General features: G+C 73.5%; 10 protein-coding genes. 5 read left to right on the plus strand and 5 right to left on the minus strand.

The window, feature by feature from the left end:
- The first annotated feature begins 182 nt into the window (after positions 1-182).
- Entirely contained in the window at positions 183-425 is a 243-nt protein-coding gene (locus MXD57_RS21765; protein ID WP_250403424.1) for a mycoredoxin, read from the plus strand.
- Positions 426-520: 95 nt separating this feature from the next.
- On the opposite strand, the gene nudC is transcribed toward MXD57_RS21765, so the two are convergent.
- From nudC to MXD57_RS21790, 5 genes are all read right to left on the minus strand, one after another.
- Entirely contained in the window at positions 521-1,465 is a 945-nt protein-coding gene (nudC, locus tag MXD57_RS21770) for an NAD(+) diphosphatase (RefSeq protein ID WP_250403425.1), read from the minus strand.
- Between the two features lie 161 nt (positions 1,466-1,626).
- Positions 1,627-3,030, minus strand: a complete 1,404-nt coding sequence (locus tag MXD57_RS21775) for a dipeptidase (RefSeq protein WP_250403426.1) — start codon at positions 3,028-3,030, stop codon at positions 1,627-1,629.
- A 47-nt stretch (positions 3,031-3,077) separates the two neighbouring features.
- A complete protein-coding gene (locus tag MXD57_RS21780; protein ID WP_250403427.1) occupies positions 3,078-6,833 on the minus strand; it encodes an ATP-dependent DNA helicase in 3,756 nt (1,251 codons plus the stop codon).
- Between the two features lie 114 nt (positions 6,834-6,947).
- The gene (locus MXD57_RS21785) at positions 6,948-10,331 is read right to left on the minus strand and encodes an ATP-dependent helicase (protein WP_250403428.1); all 3,384 of its coding nucleotides are present in this window, start codon (positions 10,329-10,331) and stop codon (positions 6,948-6,950) included.
- Positions 10,332-10,606: 275 nt separating this feature from the next.
- Positions 10,607-10,993 (minus strand): MGMT family protein, encoded by a 387-nt coding sequence (locus tag MXD57_RS21790; protein WP_250403429.1) that lies wholly within the window; start codon positions 10,991-10,993, stop codon positions 10,607-10,609.
- 198 nt (positions 10,994-11,191) lie between these two features.
- Between MXD57_RS21790 and MXD57_RS21795 the strand changes: the two genes are divergently transcribed.
- The 4 genes from MXD57_RS21795 (at position 11,192) to MXD57_RS21810 (ending at position 18,278) form a co-directional block, all read left to right on the plus strand.
- Positions 11,192-14,020 carry a lysylphosphatidylglycerol synthase domain-containing protein gene (locus MXD57_RS21795; RefSeq protein ID WP_250403430.1) on the plus strand — a complete coding sequence of 943 codons (2,829 nt, stop codon included), beginning with the start codon at positions 11,192-11,194 and terminating at the stop codon, positions 14,018-14,020.
- Positions 14,021-14,105: 85 nt separating this feature from the next.
- On the plus strand, positions 14,106-15,653 hold the full coding sequence (locus MXD57_RS21800) for an alpha/beta hydrolase (protein WP_250403431.1): 1,548 nt from the start codon (positions 14,106-14,108) through the stop codon (positions 15,651-15,653).
- A 149-nt stretch (positions 15,654-15,802) separates the two neighbouring features.
- Positions 15,803-17,362 (plus strand): alpha/beta hydrolase, encoded by a 1,560-nt coding sequence (locus tag MXD57_RS21805; protein ID WP_250403432.1) that lies wholly within the window; start codon positions 15,803-15,805, stop codon positions 17,360-17,362.
- A gap of 430 nt (positions 17,363-17,792) precedes the next feature.
- Entirely contained in the window at positions 17,793-18,278 is a 486-nt protein-coding gene (locus MXD57_RS21810) for a lamin tail domain-containing protein (protein WP_250403433.1), read from the plus strand.
- The last annotated feature ends 62 nt before the right edge of the window (positions 18,279-18,340 follow it).

Consider the following 18,340-nt stretch of genomic DNA (forward strand, 5'->3'; position numbering starts at 1 on the left):
TGTGCCGGTTGTCCACAGGCGGGAGCCCGCGGTCGTACCGGCGCGCCGGGCGTCTCGGCCCGGGGCGGGAAGCACCGGACCGGCGCACCGCGACCCGGGCCCCGGGCGGGGAATGACCGCACCATCCCTTACGTTCTCTCCCTGGACGACCTTCCCCGAGCTGCCTGAGGAGCGCGAGAGACATGCAGGGCACTGTGACGATGTACAGCACGACTTGGTGTGGCTACTGCCGTCGGCTGAAGAGCCAGATGGAACGCGAGGGCATCGCGTACACCGAGATCAACATCGAGCAGGACCCGGATTCCGCCGCCTTCGTGGAGAAGGCGAACGGCGGAAACCAGACGGTCCCGACCGTGCTCTTCGCCGACGGCTCCACGCTGACGAACCCGTCGCTGGCCCAGGTGAAGCAGAAGCTGGCGGCGTGACGCTCCGCGGGTTTCCGCGGTGACACATGCGGCAGGGCGGCCCTCCCGAGTGTTCGGGGGGCCGCCCTGCCGTATGTGCCGGACGCTCCGCCGTGTCAGATGACGCTCCGCGTCGGCAGCGGCTTGCCGTACCACATCTCGATCAGACGGGCCGCGATGGAGATGCCGTAGGGCGGCAGCACCTCGCCGGTCTCGAAGGCCGTGCACAGGTCCGCGCGGGAGAACCAGCGGGCCTCGTGGATCTCGTCGCCGTCGACGTCGATGTCGGTGGACGTCGCGCGGGCCATGAAGCCGAGCATGAGGCTGGACGGGAACGGCCAGGGCTGGCTGGCCACGTACTCGACCGGGCCGACGTGGACACCGGCCTCCTCGAAGACCTCGCGGCGCACGGACTGCTCGATGGACTCGCCGGGCTCGACGAAACCGGCGAGCGTGGAGAAGCGGCCCTCCGGCCAGTGGACCTGCCGGCCCAGCAGGATCCGGTCGTCCTCGTCGGTGACGGCCATGATCACCGCCGGGTCGGTGCGCGGGTAGTGCTCGGCGCCGCAGGCGGGGCAGCGGCGGATGTGACCGGCGGCGGCGATGACCGTGCGCTCGCCGCAGCGGGAGCAGAAGCGGTGGGTGCGCTGCCAGTTCTCCAGGCCGACGGCGTGCACCATGAGGCCGGCGTCCCGCGGCGACAGGAGCAGGCCCGCCTCGCGCAGGCCCGCCGGGCGGGCGGACTGGTCGATACGGCCGGGCAGGGCGTCCTTCTGGAGCGCGAAGTAGCTGACGCCTTCCTCGTCGTTGCCGAGGAAGTAGCGGTGGGCCTCGGTGAGCGGCGCCTCGAAGGAAGGGGTCATGACGAGTTCGGTGCGGCCGTCGGGCGTCTCGTCGATGAGCACCTGGCCGCCGGAGACCACGAAGCAGCGGGTCGTGGGATGGCTCCAGGCCGCCGCGAGCCAGGCTTCGTCGAGTCGGTGGTGGGCGGCGCGGTCGATGCCGCTCGGCGCGGTCAGCGAGATGGGGCGGTCGGCGGTCTGGTCGGTCCAGGTGGTCACGGGTGCTTCCAACTCCCCCAGTGCAAGGTGCAACGGTTCGTTTCGGCGGGTGGTTCGGCGGGCGTGGAGTGTGAGGGCACCGGGCCGGGCGCGGGCGGGGCGTGCGGGCCGTTCCTCCAGTGTGCCCCGCGCGCGGTGCCGTCCCGTACGGTGCTTGCCGGTCAGGGGGCGTGCCGCCAGTTCCCGGCGAGGTCGCCCCACAGGTAGGCGCTGGTCTCGACGCCCTTGAGGAGGAGGTCGAGCTCGACCTTCTCGTTGGGGGCGTGCCAGCCGTCGGAGGGGACGGAGATGCCGAGGAAGAGGACGGGGGCGCCGAGGACCTCCTGGAGATCGGCGGCGGGGCCGGAGCCTCCCTCGCGGGTGTAGCGGACCGGCCCCTGGAAGGCGCGGCTCATGGCGCGGACCACGGACTGCAGCGCGGGGTGGTCGAGCGGGGTCAGACACGGGCGGGTGGCGGAGCCGAAGTCGATCTCGTGCCGGATCCCCGCGGGCAGTCGCTCGGCGGCCCAGGCGCGGACGGCCTTCTCGACGTGGTCGGGGTCCTGGCCCGCGACCAGGCGGAAGGAGAGCTTCACCATGGCGGAGGACGGGATGATCGTCTTGCTGCCGGGGCCCTGGTAGCCGCCGCCGATGCCGTTGACCTCGGCGGTGGGGCGGGCCCAGACGCGTTCCAGGGTGGTGTGTCCGGCCTCGCCGTGCGCGGCGCGCGACTTCGCCGTGCGCAGCCATGTCGCCTCGTCGAAGGGAAGCTGGGCGAGCAGCTCGCGCTCGTGGTCGGTCAGCTCGACGATGCCGTCGTAGAAGCCGGGGACGGCCACGCGCGCGTGCTCGTCGTGCAGGGCGGCGACGAGACGGGCCGCGGCGGTGGCGGGGTTGGGTACGGCACCGCCGAAGGAGCCGGAGTGGATGTCCTGGTCGGGACCGTACAGGCGGATCTCGCACTCGGCGAGGCCGCGCATCCCGGTGCAGACGGTCGGGGTGTCCTCGGACCACATGCCAGTGTCGGAGACGATGACCGCGTCGGCGGCGAGCCGTACGGCGCGCTCCTCCACGAGGTCGCGGAAGTGCGGGGAGCCGGACTCCTCCTCCCCCTCGATCAGAAGCTTGAGGTTGACCGCGGGGGCGGTGCGGCCGGTGGCGGCGAGGTGGGCGCGGACGCCGAGTGTGTGGAAGAACACCTGGCCCTTGTCGTCGGCGGCCCCGCGCGCGTGGAGACGGTTTCCGCGGACCACGGGCTCGAAGGGCTCGGTGTCCCAGCCGTCCTCCAGGGCGGCGGGCTGCACGTCGTGGTGGCCGTAGACGAGGACGGTGGGCGCCTGGGGGTCGCCGGAGGGCCATTCGGCGAAGACGGCCGGGGCGCCCGGGGTCGGCCAGACCTCGGCGGTCGGGAAGCCGGTCTCCTTGAGCTTGGCGGCGAGCCAGTCGGCACTGCGCCGTACATCGGGGGCGTGCTCGGGCTGGGCCGAGACGGACGGTATGCGCAGCCATGCGGTGAGGTCGTCGAGGAAGGCGGCGCGGTGCTCCTCGATGTACGTGCGGACGGCGCTGTCCGGGGTCTGGCTCATGCTCACGAGCCTATCGGCCCACGGAGGCATCCTCGGCGGGCGGTTCGTCACACTCCGGTGCCCTCGGTCTCCTCCCGCGGGGGGTCGGGGGGATCGCCGGTGAGCAACCGTTCCAGGGCGGCGCGGTCCGGCAGGGGCTCGGGGCGCACCACCTCGCCGGTGCGCACGTACAGGAAGGCGGCCGTGACCGATTCCGGCGGTACGCCCTGCTGCTCGGCCCAGGCGAGCCGGTACACGGCGAGCTGCAGGGGGTCGGCGGTGTGGGCGCGGTTGGTCTTCCAGTCGACGATCTCGTAGGTCGCCCGGTCGCCGTCGCCGTTGCGGTAGACGGCGTCGATGCGGCCGCGTACGACCCGGCCGGCGAGGGCGAGCTGGAAGGGGGCCTCGATCCGGCAGGGGGTGCGGTGGGCGTACTCGGTGCGTTCGAAGGCCTCCTTGAGGGCTTCCAGGTCGCGTTCGTCGGTGATCTCGGCCTCGTTGCCGGGCAGCTCGTCCGGTTCGAGCATGGGCAGGGTGAGTTCCTCGAAGCGGGCCTCGACCCAGGCGTGGAAGCGGGTGCCTCGGCGGGCGGCGGGGCGCGGGGGGTGCGGCAGGGGGCGCGCGAGTTCCTGTGCGAGCCCGTCGGGGTCCTGGGCGAGGCGCATCAGCTGGGACGCGGTGAGGGTGGCGGGCAGCGGAACGTCGGTGATGCCGCGGCGGGCCCGCAGCAGCTCGCCGGTGAGCGCGTCGAGGTCGCGGTCCCAGGAGGCGATGGCGCGGGCCTCCTCGGCTGTGACGCGGGTCTCGTCCGGGGCGGGGGCAGAGGGGTGTGCCGGTACGGCTGGGTGGCCGTGTTCCCGGCGGTGGGTCCGCTCGTCGGGGGCGGACGCCTGGTGGGGGACTGCGGGCCGCCCGGCGGGCCGGGAGTCGCGGCCGTCGGGAACCTCCGGAAGAGGAGCGTGCTCGTCGCCGGACGAGGACTGCGCCTCGCGGGGCATCGCGTCGGCGTAGGGGTCCTCGTCGTATGGGATCTCGTCGTACGGGAGCCCGTACTGATCGCCGTCGTACCGATCACCGTCGTACCGATCATCCAGATCGTCGTCGTACGGGATCTCGTCGTACGGATGGCCGCCGTCAGGGCTCTCGTCGAACGGGTCCTCCTCCCCGTACGGCTGGTCCTCGTCGTCCGGTGGCGTCGGCCAGTCGGGGTCGTCGTGGGTGCGGGGGTCCTGGGGGGCGGGCGGTCGGGGGTGCTGCCGGGCGGCCAGGGCGTCCAGGTGGGCGAGGACGGTCCCGGCTGCCGCGCGGCGCCGGGCCAGTGCGGTGTCGTCCAGCGGCAGCGGCCACGCCTGTTCCGCGTCGTCTGCCCGCAGCGCGGGGTTCTCCTCGTCCTCGGCCGGCTCGTCCGCCCAGGCCTCGATCTCGCCGTGGCCGGCCGCGCAGTGGTCGTGCAGGGCCCGGAGGAAGTCCGAGGGCCCGCGCGGCTTCTTCTGGCTGGGCCCCCACCAGTGGCCGGAGCCGAGGAGCAGGGAGCGGGGGCGGGTGAAGGTGACGTAGCCGAGGCGGAGTTCCTCGGTGTGCTGGTGTTCCTTCATGGCCTCGTGGAAGGCCTTCATGCCCCGGGAGTCCCAGGAGGCGATGTCGGGCAGGGTGTCGGTGTCGCCGCGCAGGACGTGCGGCAGCACCTTGGCCTGCGCGGTCCACTTCTCGCGTCCCTGGGCGCTCGGGAAGGTGCCCTGGACCAGTCCGGGGACCACCACGACGTCCCACTCCAGGCCCTTGGACTTGTGCGCGGTGAGCACCTTGACGGTGTTCTCGCCGCCGGGCAGGGCGTTGTCGAGCCCCTTCTCGTACTGGGCCGCGGTGCGCAGGTAGCCGAGGAAGGCCAGCAGGGTGGCCTCACCGTCGCCGGCCGCGAAGCCGGCCGCGATGTCGAGGAAGTTGGACAGGGTCTCGCGGCGGCGCGCGGCGAGCGCCTGCGGGGACGCGGACAGCTCCACCTCCAGGCCGGTGACGGCGAGGACGCGGTGCAGCACGTCCATGAGCGGGTCGGCCAGGGAGCGGCGCAGGTCACGCAGTTCCGCGGCGAGGCGGGCGAAGCGCACGCGCGCGTCCGGCGAGAACGGCAGCGCGTCGTCGTCGCGCCCGTCCCCGCGCAGGGGTGACTCCAGGAACGTGTCCAGGGCGTCCGCGAGCGATATCACCTCGGAGGGGTCCGTGCCCTCGACGGCCTCGGCGAGCCTGCGGTCGGGGTCGTCGGTGCCGTCCGCGCGCGCGTGGGCGACGAGCAGGCGGGCGCGGCGGCCGAGGAGGGCGAGGTCGCGGGGGCCGATGCGCCAGCGCGGGCCGGTGAGCAGGCGGACGAGGGAGGCGTTGGCTCCGGGGTCCTGCAGGACTTCGCAGACGGCGACGAGGTCGGCGATCTCGGGCAGGTGCAGCAGCCCGGAGAGGCCGACCACCTCGACGGGGATGTCACGGGCGACGAGCGCGCCCTGGATCGCGGCGAAGTCGGTGGCCGTGCGGCACAGCACGGCGATCTCGCCGGGCGCCCTGCCGGTGCGGACGAGGTGGGCGACGGAGTCGGCGATCCACGCGGTCTCCTCGGCGTGGGTGCGCAGCAGGGCGCAGCGGACCGTGCCGTCGTGCTCGGCGCCGGGAGCGGGGCGCAGCGCCTCCACGCCCGCGTGCATGGCGCGCAGCGGCTCCGCGAGGCCGTTGGCGAGGTCGAGGAGGCGGCCGCCGCTGCGGCGGTTCTCGCTGAGCGCCTGGCGGGTGGCGGGGTGGCCGTCGCGGCGGGCGAAGTGCTCGGGGAAGTCGTCGAGGTTGGCGACGGAGGCGCCGCGCCAGCCGTAGATGGCCTGGCAGGGGTCGCCGACGGCGGTCACGGGGTGGCCGGTGCCGCCGCCGAACAGGCCCGACAGCAGCACGCGCTGGGCGACCGAGGTGTCCTGGTACTCGTCCAGGAGCACGACGCGGAACTCCTCGCGCAGCAGGCGGCCCACCTCGGGCAGGCCCGCGAGGCGGGCGGACAGCGCGATCTGGTCGCCGAAGTCGAGCAGGTCGCGTTCGCGTTTGGCGGCCCGGTAGCGCAGGACGAGGCCGGCCAGTTCGCGGCGGGCGGCCGCGGTCTCGGGGACCTTGCGCAGATCGGCGTTGGTGAGCCTGGCGTCGGCAAGGGTGCGCAGCAGGCCGGTGTCCCAGGCGCGCAGTTCCTCGGGGTCGACGAGGTGCTCGGCGAGTTCGGAGTCGAGGGTGAGCAGGTCGGTGACGAGGTCGGCGAAGGAACGGGTGAGCGCGGGGTAGGGGCCGGGGGCCTCGCGCAGTACGCGCGCGGCGAGCTGGTACCGGGTGGCGTCGGCGAGCAGCCGGGAGGTGGGTTCGAGCCCGATCCGCAGGCCGTGGTCGGTCAGCAGCCGGCCGGCGAAGGCGTGGTAGGTCGAGATGACCGGCTCGCCCGGCGGGTTGTCCGGGTCCGGCCGCGCGGGTTCGGCGGGCGGTCCCGTCGGCGCCGGGATCCGGCCGGGCGCGGGGAGGGCACCGGGGTCGGTGACGCCGGCCTTGACCAGCGCCGCGCGGACGCGCTCGGCGAGTTCGCCCGCCGCCTTGTTGGTGAAGGTCAGGCCGAGCACCTGTTCGGGGGCGACCTGGCCGGTGCCGACCAGCCAGACCACGCGGGCCGCCATCACCGTGGTCTTGCCCGAGCCGGCTCCGGCCACGATCACCTGCGGGGCGGGCGGCGCGGTGATGCAGGCCGTCTGCTCCGGGGTGAACGGGATGCCGAGGAGCTCTTTGAGCTGTTCGGGGTCGGTGATACGGGCGGGCATGTCGTCAGAGGCTAGCGGCGGGCACCGACAACCGTGGCCGCGCCGGCCGTCCCGGCCGACGCAACCGCAGGTCAGCGCATGTGGTGCCGTGCGTCACGCTGCCTGGTGTGGGGGTCACTCGACCACCTGCCGCCCCTCCGGCCGGGCGCTGCACGAGGCGCGGAACGCGCAGTGCGTGCAGTGCTGGCCGGTGGTGGGCGTGAAGCGTTCGTCGAGGACCTTCCCGGCCGCGGTGGCCAGCAGCTCCCCGACCCACTCCTGCGCGGGCGGCTCCTGGCCCTGCACCTTGGGCAGGGTCTCCCCTCCGTCGCGTCCGGCCGCGCCCTGGCGCAGGTGCACCAGCTCGGCGCCGCCGGTCTCGGGGCGTGCGCCGTCGAAGGCGGCGTCGGCGGCGCCCTCGCGGACGGCGAGCTGGTAGACCGCGAGCTGCGGGTGGCGGGCCACCTCGGCGGCGCTGGGTGCCTGCTTGCCCGTCTTGAAGTCCACGACGTAGGCGCGGCCCTCGCCGTCCGCCTCGACCCGGTCCATCTGGCCGCGGATGCGGACCCGGTAGTCGCCGGCCGCGAGGGTGACGTCGAAGTCCTGCTCGCTGGCCACCGGGGTACGGCCGGCACGGTCCAGGACGTGCCAGTTCAGGAAGCGTTCGAGGGCCGCGCGCGCGTTGGCCTTCTCCTGGGCCGACTTCCAGGGCGCGTCGAAGGCGAGCGCGTTCCACACCGAGTCCAGGCGTTCCATCAGGACGTCGAGGTCGGCGGGGCTGCGGCCGGAGGCGACCTCGTCGGCGAGGACGTGGACGACGTTGCCGAAGCCCTGGGCGGCGGTGGCGGGCGCGTCGGCCTTCACCTCGCGGCCCAGGAACCACTGCAGGGCGCAGGTGTTGGCGAGCTGGTCGAGTGCGCTGCCGGAGAGCACGACGGGCTGGCCGCGATCGCGCAGCGGCACCTTGCTCTCGGTCGGCTCGAACATGCCCCACCAGCGGTCGGGGTGGGCGGACGGCACCAGGGGCCGGCCGTCCTCGTCGGCGAGGGCGGCCAGCCTGGCCAGGCGGCGTGCGGCCGCCTCACGCAGCGCGGCGGACGCGTCCGGATCGACGGTGGTGGCACGCAGCTCGGCGACCAGCGCGGCGACGGACAGCGGCCGACGGGGGCGGCCGGTGACGTCCCGGGGCTCGACGCCCAGTTCGGTCAGGAAGCGGGAGGGCTGGTCGCCGTCGTCGGCGGGCGCCTTCACGGCGGTGACGACGAGACGTTCACGCGCGCGTGTGGCGGCCACGTAGAACAGCCGGCGCTCCTCGGCGAGGAGCGCGCCCGGGGTGAGCGGTTCGGCGAGCCCGTCGCGGCCGATGCGGTCGGCCTCCAGCAGGGATCCCCGGCGGCGCAGGTCGGGCCAGAGTCCCTCCTGGACACCTGCCACGACGACGAGCCGCCACTCCAGGCCCTTGGCGCGGTGCGCGGTCATCAGGCGGACGGCGTCGGGGCGCACGGCCCGGCGGGTGAGGGTGTCGGCGGCGATGTCCTGGGCCTCGACCTCCTCCAGGAAGTTCAGGGCGCCGCGGCCGCCGATCCGCTCCTCCGCGCGCGCGGCGGTGGCGAACAGCGCGCACATCGCGTCCAGGTCACGGTCGGCGTTGCGGCCGGCCGCGCCGCCGCGCCGGGCGGCGCGTTCCAGCCGGCCCGGCCAGGGCGTGCCCTGCCACAGGTCCCACAACGCCTCCTCGGCGGTGCCGCCGCTGGCCAGACGTTCGCGGGCCGTGCGGAGCAGCGCGCCCAGACGCTGGGCACCGCGCGCGTAGGCCGGGTCGTGGGCGACGAGGCGCTCGGGTTCGGCGAGCGCCCGCGCGAGGAGTTCGTCGGAGGGTGCCGGCAGCGGGTTCCCGGCGGCCCGCTCCTCCTCGCGCAGGGCGCGCCCGAGGCGGCGCAGGTCCGCGGTGTCCATGCCGGCGAGCGGGGAGGCGAGCAGGGTGAGCGCGGTCTCGGCGTCGAGCCAGGACACGTCACGCGCCTCGCCGGCCCTCTCCTCCTCTCCGGACACCTGCCCGTCCCCGGACTCCTGCCCTCCGGGCACCCGCCCGCCTCCGGGCTCCTCCCCCGCGGGCGCCTGCCTCGACTCGGCCGTGGCCACCGCCCGGAGGGCGGTGAGCAGGGGCGCCACCGCGGGCTCGTGGCGCAGGGGCAGGTCGTCGCCGTCGATGTCCAGGGGGACGCCCGCCGCGGTGAGGGCCCGGCGGAGCGTCGGGATGCTCCGGGCACCCGCGCGCACGAGGACGGCCATGTCGCGCCAGGGGACACCGTCCTCCAGGTGCGCGCGGCGCAGGATGTCGGCGATGTTGTCCGTCTCGGTGCCCGGTGTCGGGTAGGTGTGCACCTCGACCCGGCCGCCGTCGCGTACGGCCTCGGGCTCCCGGTGGGCGCGCACCTTCCCGGCGGGCAGCCGGGTCAGCGGCATGCGCCGGGTGATCAGGCGGGTGGCGGCCAGCAGGGCGGCGCCGGAGCGGCGGGCGGTGCGCAGCACCTCGACGGGTGCGGGCCTGCCGTCCGCGCGCGGGAAGGCCGCCGGGAAGTCGAGGATGCCGTTCACGTCGGCGCCCCGGAACGTGTAGATCGACTGGTCGGGGTCGCCGAGGGCCACCAGGGTGCGGCCGCCGCCGGCCAGGGCGTGCAGGAGCCGCACCTGGGCCGGGTCGGTGTCCTGGTACTCGTCGACGTACACGGCGTCGTACTGGGCGGCGAGCCGGGCCGCGGCCTCGGGGCGGTGCGCGAGCAGGACCGCGCGGTGCACGAGTTCGGCGTAGTCGATGACGCCCTGGAGGTCGAGGACGTCGAGGTACTCGGCGAGGAAGGCGGCGGCGGCACGCCAGTCGGGCCGGCCGATGCGGCGGGCGAAGGCGTCCAGGGCGTCGGGGCCGAGGCCCAGCTCACGGCTGCGGGCGAGGACGGCGCGGACCTCGTCGGCGAAGCCGCGGGTGGTCAGGCAGGCCCGCAGCTCGTCCGGCCAGCGCACGTGGTTCAGGCCGAGCCGCTCCAGGTCGGGCTGCCCGGCGAGCAGCCCGCGGACGGTGACGTCCTGCTCCGGGCCGGACAGCAGGCGCAGCGGCTCCGCGAACAGACCGCTGTCCTGGTGGGCGCGGAGCAGGGCGTAGCAGTACGAGTGGAAGGTGGTGGCCCGGGGCGCGCGGGCCGCGCCGATGCGCAGGGCCATGCGGTCGCGCAGGTCGACGGCGGCCCTGCGGCTGAACGTCAGCACCAGGATGCGTTCGGGGTCGGCGCCGCGGGCGATGCGCGCGGCCACGGACTCGACCAGGGTGGTGGTCTTACCGGTGCCGGGACCGGCGAGGACGAGCAGTGGTCCGGTGCCGTGGTCAACCACGGCACGCTGGGCGGCGTCCAGTCGAGGGGGACCGGTCTCGGCATGCGGGGTGCGGACCAGCCGGTAGGCGCCACGGTCCCCCTGCCGCACCGGAGGGTGCGGCAGGCGGCTGGTGGTGGAGGAGGAGCTCACGTGGTTCGCCGGTCCTGGTGGTTGTGCTGGTGGGCGGGCGGTCACGCGTGCGAGGCGGTGGCCGCGGGGTGAGAGGGACACGTGCAGCCGACGCTACGCCGCCACACCGGGCGGAAGGTGGCCTTCCGCTTCTCCCCTCGCGGCCCCCGGGCCCCTCGGCGCCCGGGTGTCACGCGCGTCCCTCGACCAACGAACGTACGTCATGCGACGGACGTCCCCCGTGTCCCTCGTACGGGCCACCGATTCCCCTCGGGGGCATCCGATGGCGGAAGCTGTCAGGTGTGACCGTCCGTGCCCGTGCCGCCGTCCCATCGCGCCCGTCTCATGTCGAGCCGCGGCACATGGCCCTCGGCGCTCCTGCCCGCCGCCCTGAGCGGGGTGCCCTCCGCCCGGTAGTGGGCGAGCGCGCCCAGCTCGTGGCCGGGCAGCAGCACGCCGTCGGAGCGGACCACGCGCCACCACGGGACGGTGCCGCCGTAGAGGGACATGACCCGGCCCACCTGGCGCGGTCCCCCTTCCTCCAGCCACTCGGCGACATCGCCGTACGTCATGACCCGACCGGGCGGGATCAGCTCGGCGACCTCGAGGACCCGCTCCGCGTAATCCGGCAGCGCGTCCTCGCATCCGTCACGGTTGTCCTCGGCAGGGCTCCGCTCGCTCATTCGCACCATCCTGCCGTACCCCACCGACATGGCGGCGCGGAAGGGCGGGAGCGGTCCCCTCGCCCTCGGGCGGCGCTTGAGGCAGACTGTCCGACTCCTGTCCGACCCCCGCATCCGCACCCTGATGCCCGCGAGTGCCGGTGGGGCATGCCACCATCGTGCGGGCGGTGACCGGTGATACGAGACCAAGAAGAGACGATGAAGCAGCAGGGTGTGCACCCCGAAGGCGCGGCGGGCACCCCTGACGTCCCCGCGCGTCCCGACGCCGCCGCCTCCGGCCAGGAGGGGACCGGCGCGGTACGCCGGGAAGACGGTGACGCGACCGGCGAGGGCGCGCGCGAGGACGCCACGCGCGCACGTGGGAACGGCACGGACACCGCCGCGGGGACGCCCCCCGGCCCGCCGCGGCCGGACGAGGGCCACGGTGACGAGGCTCACCCGGAGGAGGTGGAGGGTGACGAACCACTGCTTCCCGCGCGGGTGCACCGCCCCTCCGACCTCATGCGGCTGCTCGTGGGCGTGTTCGCCGTCGTCGTACTGCTCGCGATCGCCGCGTTCGCGCACGGCACCACCTCGGGCCTCGAACAGGACATCAACAAGGGCACCGGACAGGCACCCGACCTGCTGATCAAGATCGCGGGGCTCGCCTCCAGCATCGCGATCCTGCTGGTGCCGGTCGCCTTCGCGATCGAGCGGCTGATCAAACGGGACGGGCTGCGGATCGCCGACGGCGTGCTCGCGGCCGTCCTCGCGCACGGAGTGACCCTCGCCACCGACCTGTGGGTGGCGAGGGCCGCGCCCGGCTCGATCCAGGAGGCGCTCACCCAGCCCTCGCCGGGCGACATCCACGCCCTGACCGACCCGGTGCACGGCTATCTCGCGCCCGTCATCGCCTACATGACGGCCGTCGGGATGTCCCGCAGGCCCCGATGGCGCTCGGTGCTGTGGATCGTGCTGCTGCTCGACGCGTTCTCGATGCTCGTCACCGGGTACACGACGCCCTTCTCGATCATCCTGACCGTGCTGATCGGCTGGACCGTCGCCTACGGCACGCTGTACGCGGTGGGCTCGCCGAACATCCGCCCCACCGGGCAGACGCTCATGGCGGGCCTCAGGCACGTCGGGTTCCACCCGGTGACCGCGGCCCGTGAGGAGGCCGCGGAGTCGGAGAACGGCGACCGCGGCCGACGCTACTTCGTCACCCTGGAGGACGGCAGACCGCTGGACGTCACGGTCGTCGACCGGGAGCAGCAGGCCCAGGGCTTCTTCTACCGCGCCTGGCGCAACCTGACCCTGCGCGGCTTCGCCACCCGCTCCAGCCTGCAGTCGCTGCGCCAGGCCCTGGAGCAGGAGGCGCTGCTGGCGTACGCGGCGATCGCGGCGGGCGCCAACGCGCCCAAGCTGATCGCCACCTCCGAGCTCGGTCCGGACGCGGTCATGCTGGTGTACGAGCACACCGGCGGACGCACGCTGGACTCGCTGGCCGACGAGGAGATCACCGACGAGCTGCTGCGCAACACCTGGCGTCAGGCCCAGGCACTGCAGTCCCGCCGCATCGCACACCGCAGGCTGGCCGGGGACGCGATTCTGGTGGATCGTTCCGGCAGGGTGATTCTCACCGAGCTGCGCGGTGGCGAGATCGCGGCCGGTGAGCTGCTGCTGCGCATGGACGTCGCCCAGCTCATCACCACGCTCGGCCTGCGGGCGGGTGCCGAGCGGGCGGTGGCCTCGGCCGTCGGCGTGCTCGGCCCGGACGCGGTCGCGGACTGCCTGCCGATGCTGCAGCCCATCGCCCTGACACGCTCCACGCGCGCGACGCTGCGCCGCCTCGGCCGGGAGCGGGCGGAGCGCGAGCGCGAGGCCGTGCTCGAAGCCTCCCGGCAGGTCAAGCAGGCCCGGGCCGAGGAGGCCTCCGCGACAGCCGGCCCGGCACCGGCGAAGCCCGACAAGAAGACGGTCCGGGCCGAGCAGCGGGCCGAGAAGCGGGCCATCGACGAGGCCCTGGACGAGGCACGCGAGGAGGATCTGCTCACCCAGATCCGGCACGAGGTGCTGCGGATCAGGCCCCAGGCCCCCGTGGAGCCGGCCCGCCTGGAGCGGGTGCGGCCGCGCACGCTGATCAGTTTCATCGCCGGCGCGATCGGCGCGTACTTCCTGCTGACGCAGCTCACCCACATCGAGTTCGGTCCGCTGGTCGCCAACGCCCAGTGGGGCTGGGTGCTGGCGGCGGTGGCCTTCTCCGCGCTCAGCTATGTCGCGGCGGCGATGGCGCTGCTGGGGTTCGTGCCGGAGCGGGTGCCCTTCCCCAGGACCGTGGGGGCCCAGGTCGCGGGGTCGTTCGTGAAGATCGTGGCACCGGCGGCGGTCGGCGGAGTGGCCCTCAACACGCGCTTCCTGCAGCGCGCCGGCGTGCGCCCCGGACTCGCGGTCGCCAGCGTCGGTGCCTCGCAGTTGTTCGGGCTCGGCTGCCACATCCTGATGCTGCTGTCCTTCGGCTATCTGACGGGCACCGAGAAGACGCCGTCGCTGTCGCCGTCCCGGACGGTCATCGCCGGCCTGCTGACGGTGGCCGTGCTGGTGCTGGTCGTGACGTCGGTGCCGTTCCTGCGGAAGTTCGTCGTCACGCGCGTGAGGTCGCTGTTCGCCGGTGTCGTGCCGCGCATGCTGGACGTGCTCCAGCGGCCGCAGAAGCTCGTCACCGGCATCGGCGGCATGCTGCTGCTGACCGCCTGCTTCGTGATGTGCCTGGACGCCTCCATCCGTGCCTTCGGCGACGGATCGACCTCGCTGAGCATCGCGAGCGTGGCCGTGGTCTTCCTCGCCGGCAACGCGCTCGGTTCCGCGGCACCCACCCCAGGCGGCGTCGGGGCGGTCGAGGCGAGCCTGACGCTCGGCCTGATCGCCGTCGGCCTCCCCAAGGAGGTCGCCGCACCGGCCGTCCTGCTGTTCCGGCTGCTCACGCTGTGGCTGCCGGTGCTGCCCGGCTGGCTGGCCTTCAACCAGCTCACCCGCAAGGGCGCCCTGTAGGAGCTCCGCCACGGACCGGGGCCGGTCGTCGCTCGTACGGCCCGTGCCCCGCGCGCGCCGGCCCGCACGCGCGCACGATGGAAGCATGGCGAACCCCTCCAGGCGGCGTGCCGCCGCCCTGACCACCAGCGCCGTCCTGCTGGCCGCCCTGCTGGCCGGGTGCGGCGACGGCGGTGCCGGGAACGGGGATCCGGCGGCACAGAAACTGAACTGGGAGGACTGCCCGACCCCGTCCGCGGCGGAGGGCGGCGGATCCTCCCCGTCACCGCTGCCGGACGGCACCCAGTGGCAGTGCGCCACCATGAAGGCGCCCGTGGACTGGAGCAGCCCCAGGGGCGACACCCTCGACATCGCCCTGATCCGCGCCCGGGCGAGCGGCGACGCGAGCAAGCGGATCGGCTCGCTGATCTTCAACTTCGGCGGCCCCGGCGGCAGCGGCGTCACCACGCTCCCCGCGTTCGGCCAGGACTACGCCACCCTCAACACCCGGTACGACCTGGTGAGCTTCGACCCGCGCGGAGTCGGCCGGAGCGTGCCGGTGGAGTGCGAGAGCGACGCCGAGCTCGACCAGTACTTCCAGCAGGACGCCACGCCGGACGACAGCGCCGAGCAGACCCAGCTCGTCGACCGCACCAAGGAGTTCAACGCGAACTGCGAGAAGCGTTCCGGGAAGATCCTGCCGCATGTGCGCACCACCGACGCGGCCCGCGACATGGACCTGATGCGCCAGGTGCTCGGCGACGACAAGCTCCACTACTTCGGCATCTCCTACGGCACCGAACTCGGCGGTGTGTACGCCCACCTGTTCCCCGAGCGCGTCGGCCGCGCCGTCCTGGACGCGGTCGTCGACCCCACCAAGGACCCCGCGCAGAGCGCGCTCGGTCAGGCCCAGGGGTTCCAGCTCGCGCTCGACAACTTCGCCGAGGACTGTACGTCGAAGCCCGAGGACTGCCCGATCGGCGACACCGCGCAGGATGTCAAGGACCGCATCGCCGCACTGCTCAAGGAACTGGAGAAGAAGCCGATCCCCGGTGCCTTCCCGCGCCAGCTCACCCAGACCGCGGCCACCAACGGCATCGCGCAGGCCCTGTACTCGAAGGACTTCTGGGAGTACCTCACCGAGGGCCTGCAGCAGGCGTACGAGGGCGACGGCAAGATCCTCATGATGCTGTCCGACTCGATGAACGGGCGCAGCGACAACGGCGAGTACAGCAACATCACCGCGGCGAACATCGCCATCAACTGCGCCGACGAGAAGCCGCGCTACACCCCGGCGGACGTCCGGCGGTGGCTGCCGCGGTTCCGCGCCGCCTCCCCGCTGTTCGGGGACTACCTGGCCTGGGGCATGCTCAGCTGCACCGACTGGGCGGTGCCCGGCGCCGCCGACCATCCCGACGTCGGCGCACCGGGGTCGGCGCCGATCCTCGTCGTCGGCAACACCGGCGACCCGGCCACCCCCTTCGAGGGCGCGAAGAAGATGGTCGACGCTCTCGGCAGGGGCGTAGGCGTCGAGCTGACGTACAAGGGCCAGGGGCACGGGGCGTACGACAGCAAGAACAAGTGCGTGCAGAGCGCGGTGAACGGCTATCTGCTGGACGGGAGGGTGCCGAAGGCCGGCACCGTCTGCTCCTGAAGAACCTGTCAGTCCCAGCGAACCTCCAGTACTTGCAAACATGCAGGTCAGAAGGTTATCCACAGCCCGTCACGAGCTTGCGCGCCGCCGCCTACCATGACGTGGACGCCTGCTGCGGGACGACGCGGGGGCCTGCTAGGGGGGTGCGCATGCTTCGGGTGGTGCGGTGGACGGCGACAGTGGCCGCGGCGCTGCTGGTGGCCGGGTGCGGCGGCGGGAGCCCGACCGGCGGAAGCGACGAGGGCAAGGGGACGGACCCGGCCGGTCGGAACGGCCCGGCCTCCGCGACGGCGGCACCGGCCCGGCCGGACCTGCCCTCCTCACTCACCTCGCAACGGCTCGACTGGCGCCGGTGCGGGGCCACCGAGGACTCCGCCGCGCCGGGTGACGCGTGGCGGTGCGCCACGCTCAGGGTGCCGCTGGACTGGTCGAAGCCCGGCGGCACGACGATCGGCGTCGCGCTCATCCGGGCACGGGCGACCGGGGACGACCGGATCGGTTCACTGCTGTTCAACTTCGGCGGCCCCGGCGGCTCGGGCGTGTCGACGATGCCGTACTACGGCGCCATCGTCCCCGCCCTCCGCGAGCGCTACGACCTGGTGAGCTTCGATCCGCGCGGGGTGGGCGCCAGCGAGGGCGTGCGCTGCCGCGGCGACCGGGACATCGAGGCCGCCGAGGGCGTGGACGCCACGCCGGACGGTCCGGCCGAGGAGAAGGCGTACTTCCGGGACGCCGCCGACTTCGCGGAGGGATGCCGGCGGGCCGCGGGCCGGCTGCTGGCGCACGTCTCGACCACCGACACCGCCCGTGACATGGACCTGCTGCGGCAGGTGCTGGGCGACCGGACGATGCACTACTTCGGCATCTCCTACGGCACCGAACTCGGCGGTGTGTACGCCCACCTGTTCCCCGAGCGCGTCGGCCGGATGATCCTCGACGCGGTGGTGGACCCGACCGCGGACACGGTGGGCCACGCGAAGAACCAGGCGCGGGGCTTCCAGCGGGCTCTGGAGGACTACCTGAGGTCCACCGGCCAGGACCCGGAGCAGGGCACGCGGAAGATCGCCGCGCTGCTGGAGCGCATCGACTCCAGACCCCTGCCGACCGCGTCCGGACGGAAGCTGACCCAGACGCTCGCCCTCACCGGCATCATCCTTCCGCTGTACAGCGAGTCGAGGTGGCCCAGGCTGACCAGCGCGCTGAAGTCGGCCGAGCAGGGCCACGGTGCCAAGCTCCTCGCCCTCGCCGACCAGTACAACGAGCGGGACTCCTCCGGGCGTTACGGCACCAGGGGCCACGCCCAGCGGGCCATCTCGTGCCTGGACGACAAGCAGCGGCCGACAGCCGCCCGCACGAAGAGGCTGCTGCCGGAGTTCGAGCGGATATCACCGGTCTTCGGGGACTACCTCGGCTGGGACACGGCCGGCTGGTGTCACGACTGGCCGGTGGCGGGGCAGTTCGACACCCCGGGGGTGAGCGCGCCGGGTGCGGCGCCGATCCTGCTCGTGGGCAACACCGGGGACCCGGCGACTCCCTATGAGGGCGCCCGCAGGATGGCGGACGAGCTGGGCCGGGGCGTCGGCGTCGAGCTGACCTGGAAGGGCGAGGGGCACAGGGCGTACGGCAACGGCAGCGACTGCGTCGACTCGGCGGTGAACGCCTACCTGCTCGACGGAACGGTGCCGAAGGACGGCACGGTCTGCTCCTGAGGACGGGAGAGCGGAACGGGGCACCCCGTGCCGGAAGGGACTAGTCCGATCGGTAGGAGCGATTCCTGTTACTCACTTTCGGGTGACATCGGCGTGGTGAGGCGGGGCGGTGGGCCGGTCCCGCGGGCCCGGCGAGCCAGTACTGAAGCGGCATTTTTGCTGACGAAAGGTCAGTCAGGTGTGTTGGAGTCATATATGGACGTTGCATCAGAGAGTCACAGGAATATGTTGAAGCCGTAATGCCACGCACATCTCCACCACATACCGGGCGCACGGCTTGCAGAGTGTGAGTGCGCGGTCAACCGGCCGCCACTCGTACAACGCACCACCACCGGCCTGTGGCGTTCCGGCGCGCACACGGATCCGAGAGGGAGGTGCCATGGACTCCTGTAGGGGGATCCTCGTGACCGTTTCCGCATCCGTGCGCCGCATGACCGCTGTCGCCGCCGTGGCGGCCGCCGCTGTGGGAGCCGTGGCCCTGCCGGCCTCGGCCACCGACCACCACCACGGTCGGCAGCACTACAACAGCAGCGTCCACATCAGCAGCGTCCGGTACTCCACCGCGGCCCGCAACGACCGCTCCAACCGCGCCCTGAACCGGGAGTGGGTGGACGTCACCAACAACTCGCGGCGCGCGGTCAACCTCAGCGGCTGGACCCTGGCCGACCGGGACGGCCACACCTACACCTTCCACCACTACCGGCTGGCCGGCCGCGCCACGGTCCGCGTCCACACCGGTCACGGCCGCGACAGCCGCTCCGACGTGTTCCAGGACCGCAACCGGTCCGTCTGGGACCGCTCCGACACGGCGACCCTGCGCAACGACCGCGGCCGCTTCGTCGACGACGCCTCCTGGGGCCGCGGCCGCGGCGGCCGCGACTACCGTGGCGACCGCGACCACCACGGGCGTCGCTGACCTACCCCCGAGCCGGTGAACTCTGGCCGGCGCCGCTGAACAGGTGGGCGTGGGGGGGGGGG

The organism is Streptomyces cellostaticus (assembly GCF_023630175.1).
In the GTDB taxonomy this organism is placed as follows: domain Bacteria; phylum Actinomycetota; class Actinomycetes; order Streptomycetales; family Streptomycetaceae; genus Streptomyces; species Streptomyces cellostaticus_A.